Genomic DNA, 16221 nt, shown 5'->3' on the forward strand with positions numbered 1-16221 from the left:
GCCTATTTTGACGGTGCATTCCGACCGAGAATTAGGGATTTTGTTGACAAAACTGAGGAATTCCGATAATTTATCCGGTGATTTCTGCAAACCTATTAAAAGGAAGAACCAATGAGCAAGCCAACCTTATCTGCCTATCTTCGGGATCATTTGGAGAATGTAAATCGCAAGCAGGAGCCCGGTCCCTTCTTGACCATTTCGAGGCAGTTCGGCTGTGATGGGTTCGAATTAGGGCAATTTCTTCTGGAAAAACTCAACCAGCGGGACGAATTAGGCCGTTGGAAACTGTATTATAAGGAACTGCTCAAGCAGCTGGCGGAGGATACCGGCCTGACAGAGGAACTGATTGAACAGGAACGGCGGTCCAAGCCGAGTCTTTTTAAGGATTTCCTGCGCGGTTTGCGAAAGGGAAATGTTCCGGACGGGTACGAAATCCGCAACAAAATAACACTAATGGTGCGCACCATTGCCTACGAAGGGTATGCGATTATTATCGGACAGGGAGGGGCGGCGGCGACCTATGATATTGACAACGGTTTGAGTGTTCGGGTGGAGGCGCCGAGAGATTGGAGAATTGCCAGAGTGAGCATACGAGAGAAAATAGATAAAACGGCGGCCGCTGTTAAAATAGATGAAATAGATAAACAGCGAGAGTTTATGCGGCGTTTCTATGAAGAGAAAAATCCCCGTGAGCCGGCGTTTGCGATTACGCTGGACAACTCGATTTTCAAAAAAGAACAGATGGCGGACTTGATTCTTCTGGCGATGGAGCAGAAGGGGCTGATTGGGGCCGCCAAAAAGCCATGAAGCAGGACAATCTGTTTTCTTGCAAAAAACAGCAAGTTTTCCCTTGTTCTGTGCAAAAGGGTTGCTATTATATCCCCTGACATACTGGGCAGAGTTTTCAAAACCGCCGAAAGCAGGACGATTCTATGGAACTGATTCAGCGAATCAAGGATGCCGAACAGCAGGCCAAACAGATTATCGAACAGGCCAAAAAAGAGGCCGCTGAGCTTCTGGAAAAAACGGCTGATGAACAGCAGCAGAAGCGCCGTCAGGCCGTCCAGAGGCGAAAGGAAACAATCGCGACGGCTCTTGCGGAAGCGGAACGGAACGGTCGGGCCCAGGCGGAATCTCTGCTGAAGGAAGGGCAGAAACAAATCGAATCGCTTCGACAGAAAACGGCCGGCCGAATGGAAGAAGGCATCCGTTTTATCTTGTCCCAGCTGCCTCAATGAAACCCCGTCGGGGATGAATACGGACGCGTAAAAAGGGAACAAACCGATGGCCATTGCGCCGATGGAAAAAATCCTGATTGTTGCTCACCGCAGCCAGGCTGCCGAGCTTCTGGAGGCCCTTCAGGAGGCCGGATTGGTGCATCTGCTGGATGCCGCTCAGGCGATGGTGAGCAAGGAATGGCCGGAGCTTCAGACGGAATTCCGCCGGCCCCGGGAGCTGGAAGAGCTGCTCGGACGTCTGGAACGGGCGATCGAGTTTCTCGAATCCTTTGCACCGGAGCCGTCCAAGGGCGGTTTGTTTTCCTCCCGGCTGCCTGTGGAGTCCTCGCGGTATTTGTCTATCATCAGCGGGCAGGAGGCGATGACCCTGCTGGAGGAGACGGAGCATCTGGAAGACCGGCTGGAAGAGCTCCGCAGCGAACAGGAACAGACCTCCGAGCAGCTGCACCGCCTTCTTCCGTGGCGGAATCTGACCTGCCGGCTGGAGGACTTGACGGCTTTTTCGAGCGTGGAGGTGTATGCGGGAATGATTCCCGTTCAGCATGCTGCTTCGGCCCAAACCGCCCTGGAGGAGCTGTCCTGTTTGGTTGAAACGGTCGGCCAGGCGGAGAACCGCAAGGCCTTTTTGGTTCTTTCCTGGGGCGGCCGGACTGCGGAGATTCAGAGGGTTCTCCGCAGTGCGGAGTTTGAACCGATGCACCTGGAGGGGCTCCAGGGAACGCCGTCGGAGCTGATTGAGCAGTGCCGCTGGCGGCTGCAGGAAATTGACCAGGAGATGGGGCAGGTCCGCCGACAGGCCGCCGACCTGTCGCAGCGCAGCGTGGAGCTGAAGGTCCTGGCCGACTACTATCGCAATCTGCTGGAGCGAAAGACCGCTCAGGCCCAGGCGGCGGCGACGGAACAGACGCTCTTTCTGGAGGGCTGGACCAAACAAAAGGATTATCCCCGGGTACAGGAGATTGTCCGTCGGTTCAGCGCCTGCGATGTGACGGTTTTGATTCCGATGGAGGGGGAAGAACCGCCGGTGGAGATTGAAAATGCGGGCCTGGTTCGGCCGTTTGAAACGATTACCAATCTGTATGGTGTGCCTTCGCCCAGAGATGTGGACCCGACCGTATTTTTGGCGCCGTTTTTTGCTGTGTTTTTCGGATTGTGTCTGACGGATGCCGGCTACGGGATTGTCCTGACGGCGCTGCTGGTCTGGGTGCTTCGGAAGCTTCAGGGCGACAAGCGGGCGATTCAGATGCTTTTGATTTGTTCGATTCTGACCATCGCGGCCGGTGCAGTGACCGGAAGCTGGTTTGCCGATACCATCCAGGCGCTGCTGCCGCAGGAGGAAGGCAGTCTGGGGGCCCGTCTGAATCTGTGGCGGGAGAAGCTGATGCTTTTTGACCCGATGCAGGATCCGCTGATTTTTATCGGCCTGGCGCTGGGATTGGGATATGTGCAGATTCTGTTCGGTTTGGCGGTTGCATTTGTCAATCTGCTGCAGCAGCGCCGGTATGCGGAGGCGGTCTTTGAGAAGCTGACATGGATTGTGCTTTTGAACTGTCTGCTGATTCTCGGACTGGCTTCCCAGAAGACGGTTCCGGCTTTTCTGGCGGCGCCGGCCGGATGGCTGGCCCTGGCGACGGCGGCCGTGATTTTCTGGTTTACGGAGCGGAAAAGCGGGCTGGCCGGGCGAATCGGCGGAGGAACCTTTGCCGTATTCAGCACGGTGTTTTATCTGGGGGACATTCTCAGTTATGTGCGTCTGATGGCGCTGGGAATGGTGACCGGCGGGCTGGGAATGGCCATCAATATTCTGACCAAACTGCTGATGGATATCCCGTACGTGGGTTTTGTCCTGGGGCTTGTTCTGTTCGTGGCCGGCCATGGCGTGAATATTGTGCTGTCGCTGCTGAGCGCGTTTGTTCACAGCCTGCGGCTTCAGTTTGTGGAATTTTTCCCGAAGTTTTTCAGCGGGGGCGGACGGGAGTTTTCCCCGCTGCGGACACGGTATAAGCATGTGTTGGTTGTGGAGAATCAAACAAGAAAAGCGTGAGTCTTTATTAAGGGAAGGTTACGACGATGGAATACGGATTGGCACTGGCATTCAGCGGAGCGGCGTTTGCAACATTTCTGGCCGGAATCGGCTCCTCTATCGGTCTGGGAATTGCCGGGCGCAGTGCATCGGGCATTCTCAGTGAAAAGCCCGAGCAGTACGGTCTGATGACGCTTCTGGTGGTTCTGCCCAGTACCCAGGGGATTTACGGACTGGTGATTTCGCTGTTTATCATGATTAAAATCAATTTGTTCGGAGGCAATCTGGCGGATGTATCGCTGGCCGAAGGCATCCAGATTCTGGCGGCTTCGCTTCCGGTCGGCATTGCCGGTCTGTTCAGCGGAATTCATCAGGGCAAGACCTGCGCGGGAGGCATCCAAATGGCAGCCAAGCGTCCGGAGATGGGTGTCAAGGCCGGCGTGGTCTATGCAGCGCTGATTGAATTCTACGCCATTTTGGGCTTTTTGGTCTCGTTCCTGCTGATTTTCATCGGCATTAAATAACCCGCTTCTTGGCGGACCCAACCGAAACCCCCGGACTTAGACAGGAATCGTACCATGAAAGCCGAGCAGGTCACGGAGAAAATCCTCAGCGAAGCCAGGCAGGAGGCGGAGCGGATTCTGGACGAGGCGCGCCGCCAGGTTCAGGCCCGACAGGAGGCGTTTGAGCGGGAATCCGCGGCATTCGAGCAGGAGACGGAGCAGCTGGCCCGCCGCAGCGCCGAGGACAAACAGGCGCGGATGCTGGCGGCGGCCCGGATGGAGCTGCGGAAAAAGATTTTGGCTGCCAAGAGAGAGCTGCTGGATGAGGTGTTCGAAAAAGCCTATCAGCGGCTGAACCGGCAGGAGGACGGCGCCTATCTGGAGCTGATGGGCCGGCTTCTGATGCAGGCGGTTGTTACCGGCGATGAAGAAGTGGTCGTCGGCAGAAACGAAACGCGGATTAATCAGGATTTTCTCAAGCAAATCAACAAGCGTCTGGGGCCGGGCTACAAGGGCAATCTGCGGCTTTCGTCCGAGCGGGCGGATCTGGACGGAGGATTTCTCCTTCGTCGGGGCAAAGTGCAGGTCAACTGCTCGCTGAAGGTGCTGCTGGAACAGATTCGTGAACGAATAGAGATGGAACTGGCTGAAAAATTATTCGGCAACTGATGGATTCGTTTCCGCCCATTCTGGATTTTTACCGGTATCCTCCAATCGGCGAGGAAGACTGGCGGTATGTGTACGCGACCGCGCGGGTTCGCGTGCTGGAAACGCTGATGCTCAAGCGGTCGATGCTGTCGGAGCTGGCTCATGCGGACGGGTTCGAAACGGCCGCGGAGCTGCTGAGCGGAACGGAATATGCCGTCGGTCGGCAGGCGTCGGCAGAGGAAATCGAACAGGTGCTTCTGGGCCGCCGGCGTCAGGTGCGGCAGCTGTTTGTGCAGCTGGCGGAGGAGCCGGGGTTTGTGCAGATGTTTCAGGCACGGGAGGATTTTTCCAATATGCGTCTGGCCGTGCGCCGCGTCGTTACGGACAGACCCCTGGGCACGGACTACAGCCCGGAGGGAGCGGTTCCGGCGGAGGAGTTTGAGGAAATTTTCGAACAGGAAAACTATCAGCGGTTTCCGGAGTATCTGCAGGAAGCGGTGGAGGCCGCCGTTCTGGCCTACTATGAAAACAAGGATGTTCGGCAGATTGATTACGCCATCGACCGGGTGGAGGCCGCCTGGCGGGTTCGGCACAGTCTGGCCATCGGCAGCGTCTTCTGTCTGTCGCTGTCGCGGATTCGAATTGATTTGCACAATATCCGGACGATGCTGCGGCTGAAAGCCGCCGAACGGACGGAGCGGAATCTGTTTCTGCCGGACGGTTTTGTGGATACGGCCCGGTTTCTCCAGGGGCTTGAGCATGGCTACGATACGCTGGCGTCGCTGTTTGCGGCGACTCCCTATCAGGAACTGGTGGAGGAAGCGGTCCGGTATCTGCGGGAAAAGGGGTCGTTTCTGGCCCTCGAGCGGGGCTGTGAAGATTATCTGATGGAATTTCTGAAGACCACGCGTCAGCTGGCGGCGGGTCCGCAGCCGATTGCGGCTTATCTGCTGATGAAGGAGGCGGAGATTCGAACGGTTCGGATGCTGCTGATGGGCAAGAAAAACGGCCTGTCAACCGAACTGCTGCTGGACCGGCTGGGGACGTGGATGGATTAACAGACCGGCATTCGGCCGGGCAAAAAATATAACCGGAAGCCGCTGTCGGCTTCCAAAGGGACGGAAATGGAAGGCAAAGCAGCCGTATTGGGAACAGCGGATTTTGTGATGCCGTTTTCGGCGCTGGGGCTGGATACGTTCGCCGTGGAGCCGACTTCCGAAGCGGTGCAGGAGACGGCCCGGGTCATCCTCCGCCAGCAGTACACGCTGGTGGTGGTGGCGGAAAATGTGGCCCGCCAGGCCCAGTCGGTTTTTGATACGACGATGCGGAAGGCCCTGCCCTGTGTGGTGGTGGTGCCGTTTACCGCCGAACCGTCCGGGATTGCAACCGAATCGCTCGGGCGGCTGATTAAACTGGCCGCCGGTATCAATATTCTCAAGCATTAGCGCACAGCCCATCAGGGAACTTTTTGAGCAAACGGAAGCAGGAAATATGACGGAACAAAAAATCGGAAGAATCGTCAAGGTGGCCGGCCCGGTGGTGGTGGCCGAAGGAATGACCGGCGCTCATATGTACGATGTGGTTCGCGTCGGCGAAGAAAACCTCATCGGGGAAATTGTGGAGCTGCACGGCGACCGGGCCAGCATTCAGGTCTATGAAGACACGGTCGGCATCGGTCCCGGGGAGAAGGTGGTCAATACCGGCGCCCCGCTGAGTGTGGAACTGGGGCCCGGGCTGATTTCGAACATCTATGACGGCATCCAGCGTCCGCTGAGCGCTCTGGTGGAAGCGCAGGGCAGCTTCATCAAGCGCGGCAGCGATATTCCGGGCCTTCCGCGGGACAAAAAATGGCACTTCCGCCCGACCCTCCAGAACGGCACCGAAGTCGGGCCCGGGGATATTCTGGGCGAGGTGCAGGAATCAACCCTGGTTCGGCACAAGATTATGGTGCCGCCCGGCGTGCGGGGACGGCTGGAGGGCCTCTCGGAGGGCGAGTTTACCGTTACGGACAAGATTGGTACGGTCCAAACGAAGGACGGCGAGCGGGTGCTGACGCTGATGCAGAAGTGGCCTGTGCGGCGGCCCCGTCCGGTTCAGCAGCGGCTGAATCCCAACAAGGTGCTTCTGACGGGCCAGCGTGTGATTGATGCATTTTTCCCGATTGCCAAGGGCGGAACGGCCTGTGTGCCCGGTCCGTTCGGCACCGGCAAAACGGTTGTCCAGCACCAGCTGGCCAAGTGGGTGGATGCCGACATCGTGGTGTATATCGGATGCGGCGAGCGCGGCAACGAAATGACGGACGTGCTCAGGGAGTTTCCCGAACTGATCGACCCGCACAGCGGCGAGCCGCTGATGAAACGGGTTGTTCTGCTGGCCAACACGTCGGATATGCCTGTGGCGGCGCGGGAAGCGTCGGTTTATACCGGCATCACGATTGCCGAATATTTCCGCGATATGGGACTGTCGGTGGCGCTGATGGCTGACAGCACCAGCCGATGGGCGGAGGCGATGCGGGAAATCTCCACGCGGCTGGAGGAAATGCCCGCCGAAGAAGGGTATCCGGCCTATCTGGGGGCGCGAATCGCCTCCTTCTATGAGCGGGCCGGCCGGGTCATCTGCTCCGGAAGCCCGCAGCGGGAAGGGGCCCTGTCCATCATCGGGGCCGTCAGTCCGCCCGGCGGCGACCTGTCCGATTCGGTGGTGCAGGCCACCCTGCACGTCGTGAAGGTCTTCTGGTCTCTGCTGGCCCGGCTGGCCCAGCAGCGGCACTTCCCGGCGATTGACTGGCTGACCAGTTATTCCTTCTATAAGCAGTATCTGGCGGAGACCTTTGAGGACAAAGACAAGGGACGCGAGTTCGTTCAGATGACCAAAGAGGCGATGGCTCTGCTGGAACAGGAAGCCCAGCTGGTGGAAATCGTCCGTCTGGTCGGAGCGGAGGCCATCAGTGCCGCCGACCGGATGGCCCTCGAAACGGCCAAGAGCATCCGCGAGGACTTCCTGCACCAGAACGCCTTCCACAAGGTGGATACCTACACGCCGATTGACAAGCAGTATGATATGCTCAGTCTGATTCTGCATTTTCATCGGCAGGGGCTGGCGGCGATTGAGCGCGGCGTAGAAACGGCGGAGCTGTTCGCCCTGCCGGTTCGGGAGGATATCGCCCGGGCCAAATACATTGATTATGCCGAGGCGGACAAGATTCGGGCGATTCGGGACAAAATCGACGCCCAGATTAAGGAACTTGCCTCTTCTGCGGCGGCCAAGTAAGCAACCCATCAGACAGCAGACACAGGAGTTTGCCGATGTTGAAAGAATACAGAACCGTTCAGGAAATCGCCGGACCGCTGATGCTCGTGGAGGGTGTCGAGCGGGCCAAATACGGTGAAATCGTGGATATCGAGATGGGCGACGGCACCATCCGGCACGGTCAAATCCTGCAGGTGGAAAAGGACAAGGTGCTGGTGCAGGTGTTTGAAGGGACCGAAGGCATCGACGTGCGGGATACGACGGTGCGGTTTCTGGGCAAGCCGATGGAGCTGGCGGTCTCGCCGGACATCCTCGGGCGGGTTTTCAGCGGAACGGGGCAGCCCAAGGACGGCGGCCCGGCCATCATCCCCAAAAAGCGGCTGAACATCAACGGCAACCCCATCAATCCCTATGCCCGCGACTATCCCAATGAGTTCATTCAGACGGGCATCAGCACAATTGACGGGCTGAACCCGCTGGTGCGCGGGCAGAAACTGCCGATTTTCTCCGGTTCGGGTCTGCCGCACGATGAAATCACGGCCCAGCTGGCCCGGCAGTCCACCGTGCTGGGCAAGGGAGAAAACTTTGCAGTAGTGTTTGCGGCGATGGGCATTACGTTCGAGGCGGCCCAGTTCTTCATCAACGACCTGACGGAAACGGGGGCCATCGAGCGGGCCGTGCTGTTCATCAATCTGGCCAACGACCCGGCGATTGAGCGGATTGCCACGCCGCGTGTGGCGCTGACGGCGGCGGAATACCTGGCGTTTGAAGAGGATATGCACGTGCTGGTTATCCTGAATGATATGACCAACTACTGCGAGGCACTGCGCGAAATCAGCGCCGCCCGCAAGGAAGTGCCGGGCCGGCGCGGCTATCCGGGCTATCTGTACACCGACCTGGCGACCATTTATGAACGGGCCGGCCGAATCAAGGGCAAAAAAGGCTCGATTACGATGGTGCCGGTACTGACAATGCCGGAAGATGACAAAACGCACCCGGTGCCCGACCTGACGGGCTATATTACGGAAGGGCAGATTATTATGAGCCGCTCGCTTCATCGGCGCGGGATTGCTCCGCCGGTGGATGTGCTGCCCAGCCTGTCGCGTCTGAAAGACAAAGGCATCGGACCGAACAAGACCCGCGAGGACCACGCCGACCTGTACAACCAGCTTTATGCGGCCTATGCCCGCGGCAAGGAAGCTCAGGAATTGGCGACGATTCTGGGCGAGGCGGCCCTGTCAGCGGAAGACCAGAAGTATATGAAGTTTGCCAACGAGTTTGAGGCCCGCTACATCTCGCAGGGCTATTATGAAAACCGGACGATCTTCCAGACCCTGGACCTCGGCTGGGAGCTGTTGAGTATGTTCGAAAATGTCGAACTGAAACGAATTGATATTAAACTCATTGAAAAGTATATGCCGAAATTCCGTGCCAAAAAGGGCTCGGATACGGCCGAAGCCGAAAAAGCCTAAACGCCGGAACCTATGCAGCAGAATATCAACGCAACCCGAATGGAAATGCTGCGGCTTCGCAGGCGCGTCGCCCTGGCCGTGCGGGGCCATCGTCTGCTCAGCCAGAAGCGGGATGAAATCAGCCGCCAGCTGGTGCTGATTTCCCGCTCCCTCAAGGAGCTGCGGCAGAAGGTCGAGCGGGAGCTGCTGGAAACGAGCCGGCGGTTTGTGATGGCCCGTTCCACGATGGAGCCGGAACACGTCCGGGCGGCTCTGGACGTCCCCACCAAAAAGTTTTCGCTGGCTGTGCAGTTTGCCAGTGTGATGAGCGTAAAGGTGCCGCAGCTGACCAAGCAGATTGAAGGCGATATCCTCTGCTATGGATTTGCCGCAACCAGCGGCGAAATGGATGTGGCGCTGCGGGCCCTGGAGCGGGCGTTTGATATGCTGATTGAACTGGCGGAAAAGGAAAAGCAGGCCCAGCTGCTGGCGATTGAACTGCAAAGCACCCGCCGGCGCGTAAATGTTCTGGAGCACGTGGTTATTCCGGAGCTTCAGGCGACGATTCGGTTCATTTCCAACAAACTCGGCGAGGCCGAACGGGACAACATCAGCCGACTGATGATTATTGCCGATATGATTCGCGGAGAATAACGGCGGATTTTCTATCGGAGACCTCCGTATCTCAGAAAACGGTTCTTGCCTCCCAGGTATTCTGCCTGTACAATATCTCCTTCATTGAACGGTTAAGCCGAAATCTTAACGAAACCGGTTTAGGAGCCGGTGCATAATCTTTTAATTATGGCAGAACCCAGTCCAGGCATAAAACCCGCCGGGCCTACCAAATCCTTTATGACGGCCGGCCCGACTTTGCACTACAGCCATGCGAATGTGTACAGCTGCTGGCTGCTGTCGATTGTGGTGTATGCAGGGGTTTGTCTGTTCTGGGGCCGCCTGACCAACGGGCAGTTTCTGGTTCTGAATCTTCTGGAGCTGTTTCACCCGCATCAATGGCATCTGGGACGGGTGGTTACGGAACCCCTGAGCATCTATGAGTATCCCTGGCAGATTGCGATTTTAGGCACACTGATGGGGATTCTGGCGGTCGGACCGCTGCTGACGGCCCAGCTGATGAGTTTTCGATTCAGCATCCCGATGATTGTGCTGGCTGTTTTTCTGGCCCGTCTTCCGATGCTGGGGGGCTTTCTGGTGCTGTCCTGTATTGCGGTGGCCTGCCGGCCGCTGCGGTTTCGTTCGCGGATTATTTCGCTGGCGCTGTGCATGGCCGGTCCGATGATTTACTGGGCGGCCTTCGGCGGGATTCACAGCAGCGACCCGATTCGATGGGGCATTTCCTATACCCCGTGGATTTACGCCTGGCTGATTGCGATGCTGATTGCCGGAGTCGTCATCGCCGTCGGGCATTATACGCGGTATCGTCCGGGGCTGGTCTGGCTGATGACGCTGGCGGCGGGTGCCGCCGCATTCCTGACCTTTGAAAGGACCATCGGGTTTGATGAACTGGACTTTCAGTTGTTTGTGGCCGGCCACAATCCGGAAGAGCAGGTGGAGTTTCACGACCATTCTCTTACGAAATATCTGGATCGAATTCTGGCTGATGAGATGCGGTACAGTTATTTTGCGGGCTATTTCTATCCGAGCGACAAAATCGATCTGCGGAAAAAACTTCGGGAGGAAATTGAAAATCTGCTGTACTACAACCGCTGGCCGCAGTGGTTTCTCAGCGACCTGCCGGAGAAGCTGCGGTATCAGTCCAAACGAAGCGAACTGCTGGCGCAATACAACTATTTTCTGGACAAGAGACCGAACAGCCGCCGGGTTCCGATTGCCCTGTATTTCAAGGCGATGCTGAACGAGCTGGCGCCCGATGCCCGCTATTTCGGGCAGACGGAAGTGCTTCGTTTCTATCGCGACTATCCTTTTTATGAAAATCTTCACATCTGGCAGGACCTTCTGGTTCGGTTTCCGCAGAGCCCGGAGGCGCTGGAGTCCCGATGGCGTCTGGCGGTTCACATGGCCGGGCGGGGCCGCTTCAAGGAAGCCCATGATTTGTGTACGGTGGCGCTGGCTCTTCTGGAGCAAATGCTGCCGTCTTTTTCGGAGCCGCCGATTGCCGCCGGCAGTTTTACAACAGCGTTTGGGCATCCGATTCAAACGGCGATGACCCGGTACAAGCTGCAGGACCTTCGAAGCCGTCTGCTGATGCTGATGGAGCTGATTTCGCCCGCCAACCAGGGCGGCAGCGAAGCGGAGCGTCAGCGTCTGGCCCGGTTTGTTCTGCTCAACCCGTACGGAATCCAGTATGCCCGGCAGATTGAGGACCTTCTGGCGTCTTCCTGGGAGGAGGATCCGCTTCGCGACAATCTGCTGGTGGCGCGGACCCGTTTGATGGCGGATTTGCAGGCACGGGCGGCGGCCCTGCGGGAAATCTGGGAAAAATATCCGGACCGTGACGGAGGGATTCAGGCCCTTTATGAACTGGGGGCCCTGCGCCTTCAGCAGTGGAAGGAGGCCAGGGCGGACGGAGCCAAGACCGAGCTGCTGGCGGAGGCCCGTTCTCTGCTGACCCACCTGATTCAAACCTATCCGCAAAGCCCGTTTGCCGATTCCGCCCGTCGGCTTCTGGCCCCGCTGGCCAACCTGTAATCAACTCCTGAAAAAGTGAGTTATCGGACGTCCGGAAGCGGCTGCCAAAACTCAACGGACATTCAGGAAGCATCTGTTTTGAAATGCAACCTTCCGGACCGATAAAAACCTTTTTGACAGTTCGTCTGAAAACCAACGGCGTCTTCTTTTTTTGAAAAACGTTTGCGGACTTACCTGCCGCCTCAGTTTGGCCGATAGAGAAAGCGGATTGATTGTTATAGTTTAAAAGACGAGGACCTGCCGGAACGAAGGTCCGCCCTGATTTTGTTTTGTGAAGGAAGAAAGAGTCGGGCCCTGCCGTGAATCGGGCCGCCGGCGCCAAACCTCAACCTCCAAACGAGGCCGTTTATGGATGCGGACAGGGAAAACGGGAAAAACAGTTCAGCCAGACACTGGCTTACCTGGGCCCTGCTGGCTCTGCTGCCCGGTCTGACCGGATGGTGCATCGTTTTGACACAGCGGCAAATCCAGCAGAACCGGACGGACAGCTATCGGGAAATCAGCCGGCAGGAGAAGGAAGAATTTCTTCGAATGTATGAGGAATGGAATCGTCTCAGTCCTCAGGAAAAGGCGGACAATCCGTGGGGCAGCGGACCCTACGGGGGACCGGAGATACAAAAACGGCTGCGGTCGCATCAGGAAGAACGGCTGATGGCCGACCTTCCGGAACTGATGGCCGACCAGGCCTTCCCGAGTGAGCTGGGGGATATTCTTTACGGTCCCGGCTGGAGGCAGCGGGTTCAGAAATATCAGAAACAGATTGAGTTTCAGGAAATCCTGAGCATCTTTTCCACGATTCTGCTGGCGTCCGGCGGGCTGGTGCTTTTCATTGGAACGCTGATTTGGCTGGTCGGATCCGCCAGGGCGGCCGCGGAAAAATCCGAATCAGAGGAATGTTCAGTGGGCACCGAGGATGTTTCCGCCGGCGGAGTATCGGGGGGCATGGCGGAGCAGAAAAGTACCGACCCGCAGCCAAGTCAGGCCAAGGAGGTGTTTCTGTTCCCGCAGCGCAGCGCCTCCGAGAAGAAAGCTGCCGAGGCCGTCAGCGGTACTCCATCCTCCGACACGTCTCCCAACCCGGAGCCGAAAAAACCCGCGGCGGATTTATCCGGCGGCAAACGGGTCAGAACGGACAAGCCGGCTCTTGTGCCGGCCCAAACGGATGAGCTGCAAACCACCGCCCGAACGGCTGCTGCCGTTTTGACGGAACCGGAGCCGGCGGCTGCAGACCCCATTCTGGCATCGCTGATGGCCCCGATTCCGGTCGTCAAAGGACTGTCGGAAATCAGCGAACAGATGTCGGCCATTCGCGAATTCGCCGCCGAACAGCAGAACCAGGTCCGAAAGTTTCAGGACGGCTACGACTGGATGCTGATTAAGCGGTTCTGTCTGCGGATTATCCGCTGCATTGACAATCTGGAGGACCGCATCCGGCAGCTTCAGAACGCCGGCCAGGATGTTTCTATGCTCAGGGACATCCGGGATGAAATTCTGTTTGCCCTCGAATCCAGCGGCGTCGAGCAGTACGAGCCGGAAATCGGGCTGGACTACAAGGGCCTGGAGCGGTATGCCGAATCCGTCCGGGAGAAAAAGGAAAACGATGACCCGAGCAAGAGCGGACGCATCGCAGAAGTCGTCCGTCCGGGCTATCAATATCTGATTAACGATGAGGAAGTCAAAATCGTTCGCTGCGCTCAGGTGAAACTGTATGCGTGAGCGAGAACAGCATAAGGACAGAAGACTATGGGCATGATAGCAGGCATAGATTTGGGAACTACTTTTTCGGCGCTGGCGATTCTGAACAAAATCGGCCGTCCGGAAGTGGTTCCGAACAGTGAAGGAGAGCGGCTCACGCCGTCTGTGGTGTATTTTGATGAAGACCAGGACGCCACGGTTCGTGTCGGCATCGAGGCGCTGAACTGCCGGCAGCTCAATCCGGACCGGGCAATCCGCTGGATAAAGCGGCACATGGGCGATTCCCAGTGGCGAAAGACCATCGGCAATCGGGTCTGGACGCCGGAGGAAATCTCCAGTCTGATTCTGAAAAAGCTCAAACAGGATGCGGAGATGATTTATCCGAACATTGAGCATGTCGTCATCTCCGTGCCGGCGCATTTTGACGAGGTTCGCCGAAAGGCCACAATGGACGCCGGTGCCATGGCCGGGATGAATGTCATCGGCATTGTCAACGAACCGGTGGCGGCGGCGCTCTATTATGCTACGACGCACGATGTCAACGGCCGGGTGCTGGTCTATGACCTGGGCGGCGGCACATTTGACGTGACGATTATGGATGTCAGCGGCCAGAATATTCAGATTGTCTGCAACCAGGGCGACCATGCCCTGGGCGGTGTGGATTTTGACCGGAAAATCCTTCAGATGTTCGAAAAGGCCTATCAGGAGCAGACCGGCCAGCCGCTGATTACCAACTTGCAGGAACAGGCCCAGTATGAAGACGAGGCCGAAGATGTCAAAAAGACGCTGTCGCGCCGCCCGGTGGCCAAAAAGATTCTGTACGGCAAGGCCGGCAGCGCTCGGATTGAAATTACGCAGGCCCAGTTTGAGGAGGCCGCCGAGCCGCTGGTCGGACGCACGGAGATGCTCATTGACGTCAGTCTCCAGGAGGCGGGCTGCACGGTTAAAGAAATTGATCAGGTCCTGCTGGTGGGCGGCAGCACCCGCATCCCGCTGGTGCAGAAACGGCTGACCGAAAAATTCGGCAAGCCCCCGCTGGTGGCCGTCAATGTGGATGAGTGTGTGGCGCTGGGGGCGGCCATCCACGCCGGTTTGACCCTGCTGCGGCAGAATCCTAAACAGGTAGAGGCGGGCATTGCCGCCGGCCTGCGCGACATTAAACTCAAAGATGTCTGCAACCACAGTTACGGAACGCTGTGTGCCCCGTTCGACGAGGCTACGGGCAAGCACGTCATTCGCAACAGCATCCTGCTGAAGAAAAATACGCCGCTGCCGTGCGAGGCCACGCAGACCTTTTATACGATGTGCGAAGGGCAGACGGAGCTTCAGATTACTATCACGCAGGGAGAAGATGAAGACCCGGATTTTGTCAACAAAATTGCGACGGAAATCTTTGAACTGCCCCCCAATCGGCCGGCCAATCGTCCGATTCGGGTTCGATACAGTTATGACCTCAACCAGCGGATGCACTGCACGTTCTGCGACGAGGAGTCCGGCCGAACACTGGAAGTGGACCTGGCTCTGACGCCCGACGGGTCGGCCGTTCAGAAATCCATTCATCAGAAAACAGAGGAAATCGCCAAATTCCAGGTTCGCTGATGACGGAACGGGTCTTGAGCATTCTGATTGTTGTGCTGACGCTGGGAGCGATTGGGGCGGCCCTCGGCCCGGCCTGTCTGCGGCGATGGCTCAGCGTGCTGATACCCGCCCTGGACCCGCGGCGGTTTGCCTGTCGCGTGCTTGTGTTTGAGGAGGAAACAGGCGCCGGCTGCCGGGATATCCTGAAAATTCAGATTCAGGGTGCGATTCGGGCCCCGCATCCGAATTGTGATACCGACCTGCTGATTCAGCTGACCGACGCAACCGACAAAGGGACTGTCAAGCCGGTGCTGTGCCGACGCACGGAATGGACCACGGACGGCACACCCGCCCATCAATACCGCTTTCACAACGGTCTGCTGCCGGCCCGGGTGTCGGTCCTGAAGGACTGGGTTACCATTGCCGAAATCGGTGTCTGGGAGCTGGTCTTTCCGCGGCGAGGACCGGCGGTCCTTGAATGCGAAGTGACCGTTCTGGATAAGGCAGCCGGCAAAGCCCTGGCCTGTGCACGAAGCCAAGTTTCGCTGTTGTCCGAACACTTCGGCTATGAGGAAATTCAGCAGCAGAAGCTGGCCAAACAGAGTGCCATGCGTCAAATTGTCTGGGCTGTCTGGCGGATGACGGCGCCGAATCCGGCGGGCAAAGAACTGCTGGAACGCTGGCTGCAGGAACGAAAGCTGCCTGCCGCCGAAAAGGCTGAACTGTCTGCGGAGCAGGCCGCTTCTCTCGTTCAGGAGGCGTGCGAGCAGCTGGCGGGCTATGCGGACCCTGCCGACGGCTGTGCCGTTCTGGAAATCTGTATGCGGATTGCCGCCGCCGGCGAATCGATTCCCCAGTCCCTTTTATCTGTGCTTCAGACTCTTGCCGCCAACCTCGAAATCCCCAAAGACCGCTGGGAGGCCCTTGTGCAGAAATACCTGAGCCGCCAGGCCGAACACATCCAGGACCCGATGCTTCTGCTGGGGCTTCACGAGCGGATGACAGAGGCCCAAATCCTCGAAAAACTCACCAGTGAATACCGCAAATGGAACGCCCGGGTAACCCATCCGGACCCGGCCGTCCGCAAGCAGGCCGACCAGATGCTGAACCTGATTGCCCAGTGCCGCAGCCGGTTTGCCCGTCAGGCCTCCGGAAGCAGTCGCGGATAA

General features: G+C 57.8%; 14 protein-coding genes. All 14 read left to right on the plus strand.

Going from position 1 to position 16221, the window contains the following annotated elements:
- The first annotated feature begins 111 nt into the window (after positions 1-111).
- The 14 genes from WHS88_09290 to WHS88_09355 all read left to right on the plus strand — a co-directional run bounded on the left by WHS88_09290 (position 112) and on the right by WHS88_09355 (position 16221).
- Positions 112-807 (plus strand): cytidylate kinase-like family protein, encoded by a 696-nt coding sequence (locus tag WHS88_09290; protein ID MEJ5260369.1) that lies wholly within the window; start codon positions 112-114, stop codon positions 805-807.
- A gap of 125 nt (positions 808-932) precedes the next feature.
- Positions 933-1238 carry a hypothetical protein gene (locus tag WHS88_09295; GenBank protein MEJ5260370.1) on the plus strand — a complete coding sequence of 102 codons (306 nt, stop codon included), beginning with the start codon at positions 933-935 and terminating at the stop codon, positions 1236-1238.
- 46 nt (positions 1239-1284) lie between these two features.
- Positions 1285-3282: a V-type ATP synthase subunit I gene (locus WHS88_09300; GenBank protein MEJ5260371.1), complete on the plus strand. Its 1998-nt coding sequence runs from the start codon at positions 1285-1287 to the stop codon at positions 3280-3282.
- 26 nt (positions 3283-3308) lie between these two features.
- Entirely contained in the window at positions 3309-3785 is a 477-nt protein-coding gene (locus WHS88_09305; protein ID MEJ5260372.1) for a V-type ATP synthase subunit K, read from the plus strand.
- A 54-nt stretch (positions 3786-3839) separates the two neighbouring features.
- Positions 3840-4433, plus strand: coding sequence for a V-type ATP synthase subunit E (locus tag WHS88_09310; protein ID MEJ5260373.1), 594 nt, complete (start codon positions 3840-3842; stop codon positions 4431-4433).
- Positions 4433-5470 carry a V-type ATPase subunit gene (locus WHS88_09315; GenBank protein MEJ5260374.1) on the plus strand — a complete coding sequence of 346 codons (1038 nt, stop codon included), beginning with the start codon at positions 4433-4435 and terminating at the stop codon, positions 5468-5470. The genes WHS88_09310 and WHS88_09315 overlap by 1 nt, the downstream gene beginning before the upstream one ends.
- A 66-nt stretch (positions 5471-5536) precedes the next feature.
- Positions 5537-5857 (plus strand): V-type ATP synthase subunit F, encoded by a 321-nt coding sequence (locus tag WHS88_09320; GenBank protein ID MEJ5260375.1) that lies wholly within the window; start codon positions 5537-5539, stop codon positions 5855-5857.
- Between the two features lie 46 nt (positions 5858-5903).
- A complete protein-coding gene (locus tag WHS88_09325; GenBank protein ID MEJ5260376.1) occupies positions 5904-7682 on the plus strand; it encodes a V-type ATP synthase subunit A in 1779 nt (592 codons plus the stop codon).
- Between the two features lie 35 nt (positions 7683-7717).
- Entirely contained in the window at positions 7718-9133 is a 1416-nt protein-coding gene (locus WHS88_09330) for a V-type ATP synthase subunit B (GenBank protein ID MEJ5260377.1), read from the plus strand.
- A gap of 12 nt (positions 9134-9145) precedes the next feature.
- Positions 9146-9766 carry a V-type ATP synthase subunit D gene (locus WHS88_09335; GenBank protein MEJ5260378.1) on the plus strand — a complete coding sequence of 207 codons (621 nt, stop codon included), beginning with the start codon at positions 9146-9148 and terminating at the stop codon, positions 9764-9766.
- Between the two features lie 129 nt (positions 9767-9895).
- The gene (locus tag WHS88_09340; protein MEJ5260379.1) at positions 9896-11779 is read left to right on the plus strand and encodes a hypothetical protein; all 1884 of its coding nucleotides are present in this window, start codon (positions 9896-9898) and stop codon (positions 11777-11779) included.
- 348 nt (positions 11780-12127) lie between these two features.
- Positions 12128-13495 (plus strand): hypothetical protein, encoded by a 1368-nt coding sequence (locus tag WHS88_09345; protein MEJ5260380.1) that lies wholly within the window; start codon positions 12128-12130, stop codon positions 13493-13495.
- Between the two features lie 27 nt (positions 13496-13522).
- A complete protein-coding gene (locus tag WHS88_09350) occupies positions 13523-15073 on the plus strand; it encodes an Hsp70 family protein (GenBank protein MEJ5260381.1) in 1551 nt (516 codons plus the stop codon).
- Complete coding sequence (locus WHS88_09355) at positions 15073-16221, plus strand: hypothetical protein (GenBank protein ID MEJ5260382.1); 1149 nt, start codon at positions 15073-15075, stop codon at positions 16219-16221. The genes WHS88_09350 and WHS88_09355 overlap by 1 nt, the downstream gene beginning before the upstream one ends.

The sequence above is a fragment of the Anaerohalosphaeraceae bacterium genome, from assembly GCA_037479115.1.
GTDB lineage: Bacteria > Planctomycetota > Phycisphaerae > Sedimentisphaerales > Anaerohalosphaeraceae > JAHDQI01.

What these genes read in the sequence shown, in the direction of transcription:
- WHS88_09290 (MEJ5260369.1), top strand. Translation starts at nt 112, where the DNA reads ATGAGCAAGCCAACCTTATCTGCCTATCTTCGGGATCATTTGGAGAAT.
- WHS88_09295 (MEJ5260370.1), top strand. Translation starts at nt 933, where the DNA reads ATGGAACTGATTCAGCGAATCAAGGATGCCGAACAGCAGGCCAAACAG.
- WHS88_09300 (MEJ5260371.1), top strand. Translation starts at nt 1,285, where the DNA reads ATGGCCATTGCGCCGATGGAAAAAATCCTGATTGTTGCTCACCGCAGC.
- WHS88_09305 (MEJ5260372.1), top strand. Translation starts at nt 3,309, where the DNA reads ATGGAATACGGATTGGCACTGGCATTCAGCGGAGCGGCGTTTGCAACA.
- WHS88_09310 (MEJ5260373.1), top strand. Translation starts at nt 3,840, where the DNA reads ATGAAAGCCGAGCAGGTCACGGAGAAAATCCTCAGCGAAGCCAGGCAG.
- WHS88_09315 (MEJ5260374.1), top strand. Translation starts at nt 4,433, where the DNA reads ATGGATTCGTTTCCGCCCATTCTGGATTTTTACCGGTATCCTCCAATC.
- WHS88_09320 (MEJ5260375.1), top strand. Translation starts at nt 5,537, where the DNA reads ATGGAAGGCAAAGCAGCCGTATTGGGAACAGCGGATTTTGTGATGCCG.
- WHS88_09325 (MEJ5260376.1), top strand. Translation starts at nt 5,904, where the DNA reads ATGACGGAACAAAAAATCGGAAGAATCGTCAAGGTGGCCGGCCCGGTG.
- WHS88_09330 (MEJ5260377.1), top strand. Translation starts at nt 7,718, where the DNA reads ATGTTGAAAGAATACAGAACCGTTCAGGAAATCGCCGGACCGCTGATG.
- WHS88_09335 (MEJ5260378.1), top strand. Translation starts at nt 9,146, where the DNA reads ATGCAGCAGAATATCAACGCAACCCGAATGGAAATGCTGCGGCTTCGC.
- WHS88_09345 (MEJ5260380.1), top strand. Translation starts at nt 12,128, where the DNA reads ATGGATGCGGACAGGGAAAACGGGAAAAACAGTTCAGCCAGACACTGG.
- WHS88_09350 (MEJ5260381.1), top strand. Translation starts at nt 13,523, where the DNA reads ATGGGCATGATAGCAGGCATAGATTTGGGAACTACTTTTTCGGCGCTG.
- WHS88_09355 (MEJ5260382.1), top strand. Translation starts at nt 15,073, where the DNA reads ATGACGGAACGGGTCTTGAGCATTCTGATTGTTGTGCTGACGCTGGGA.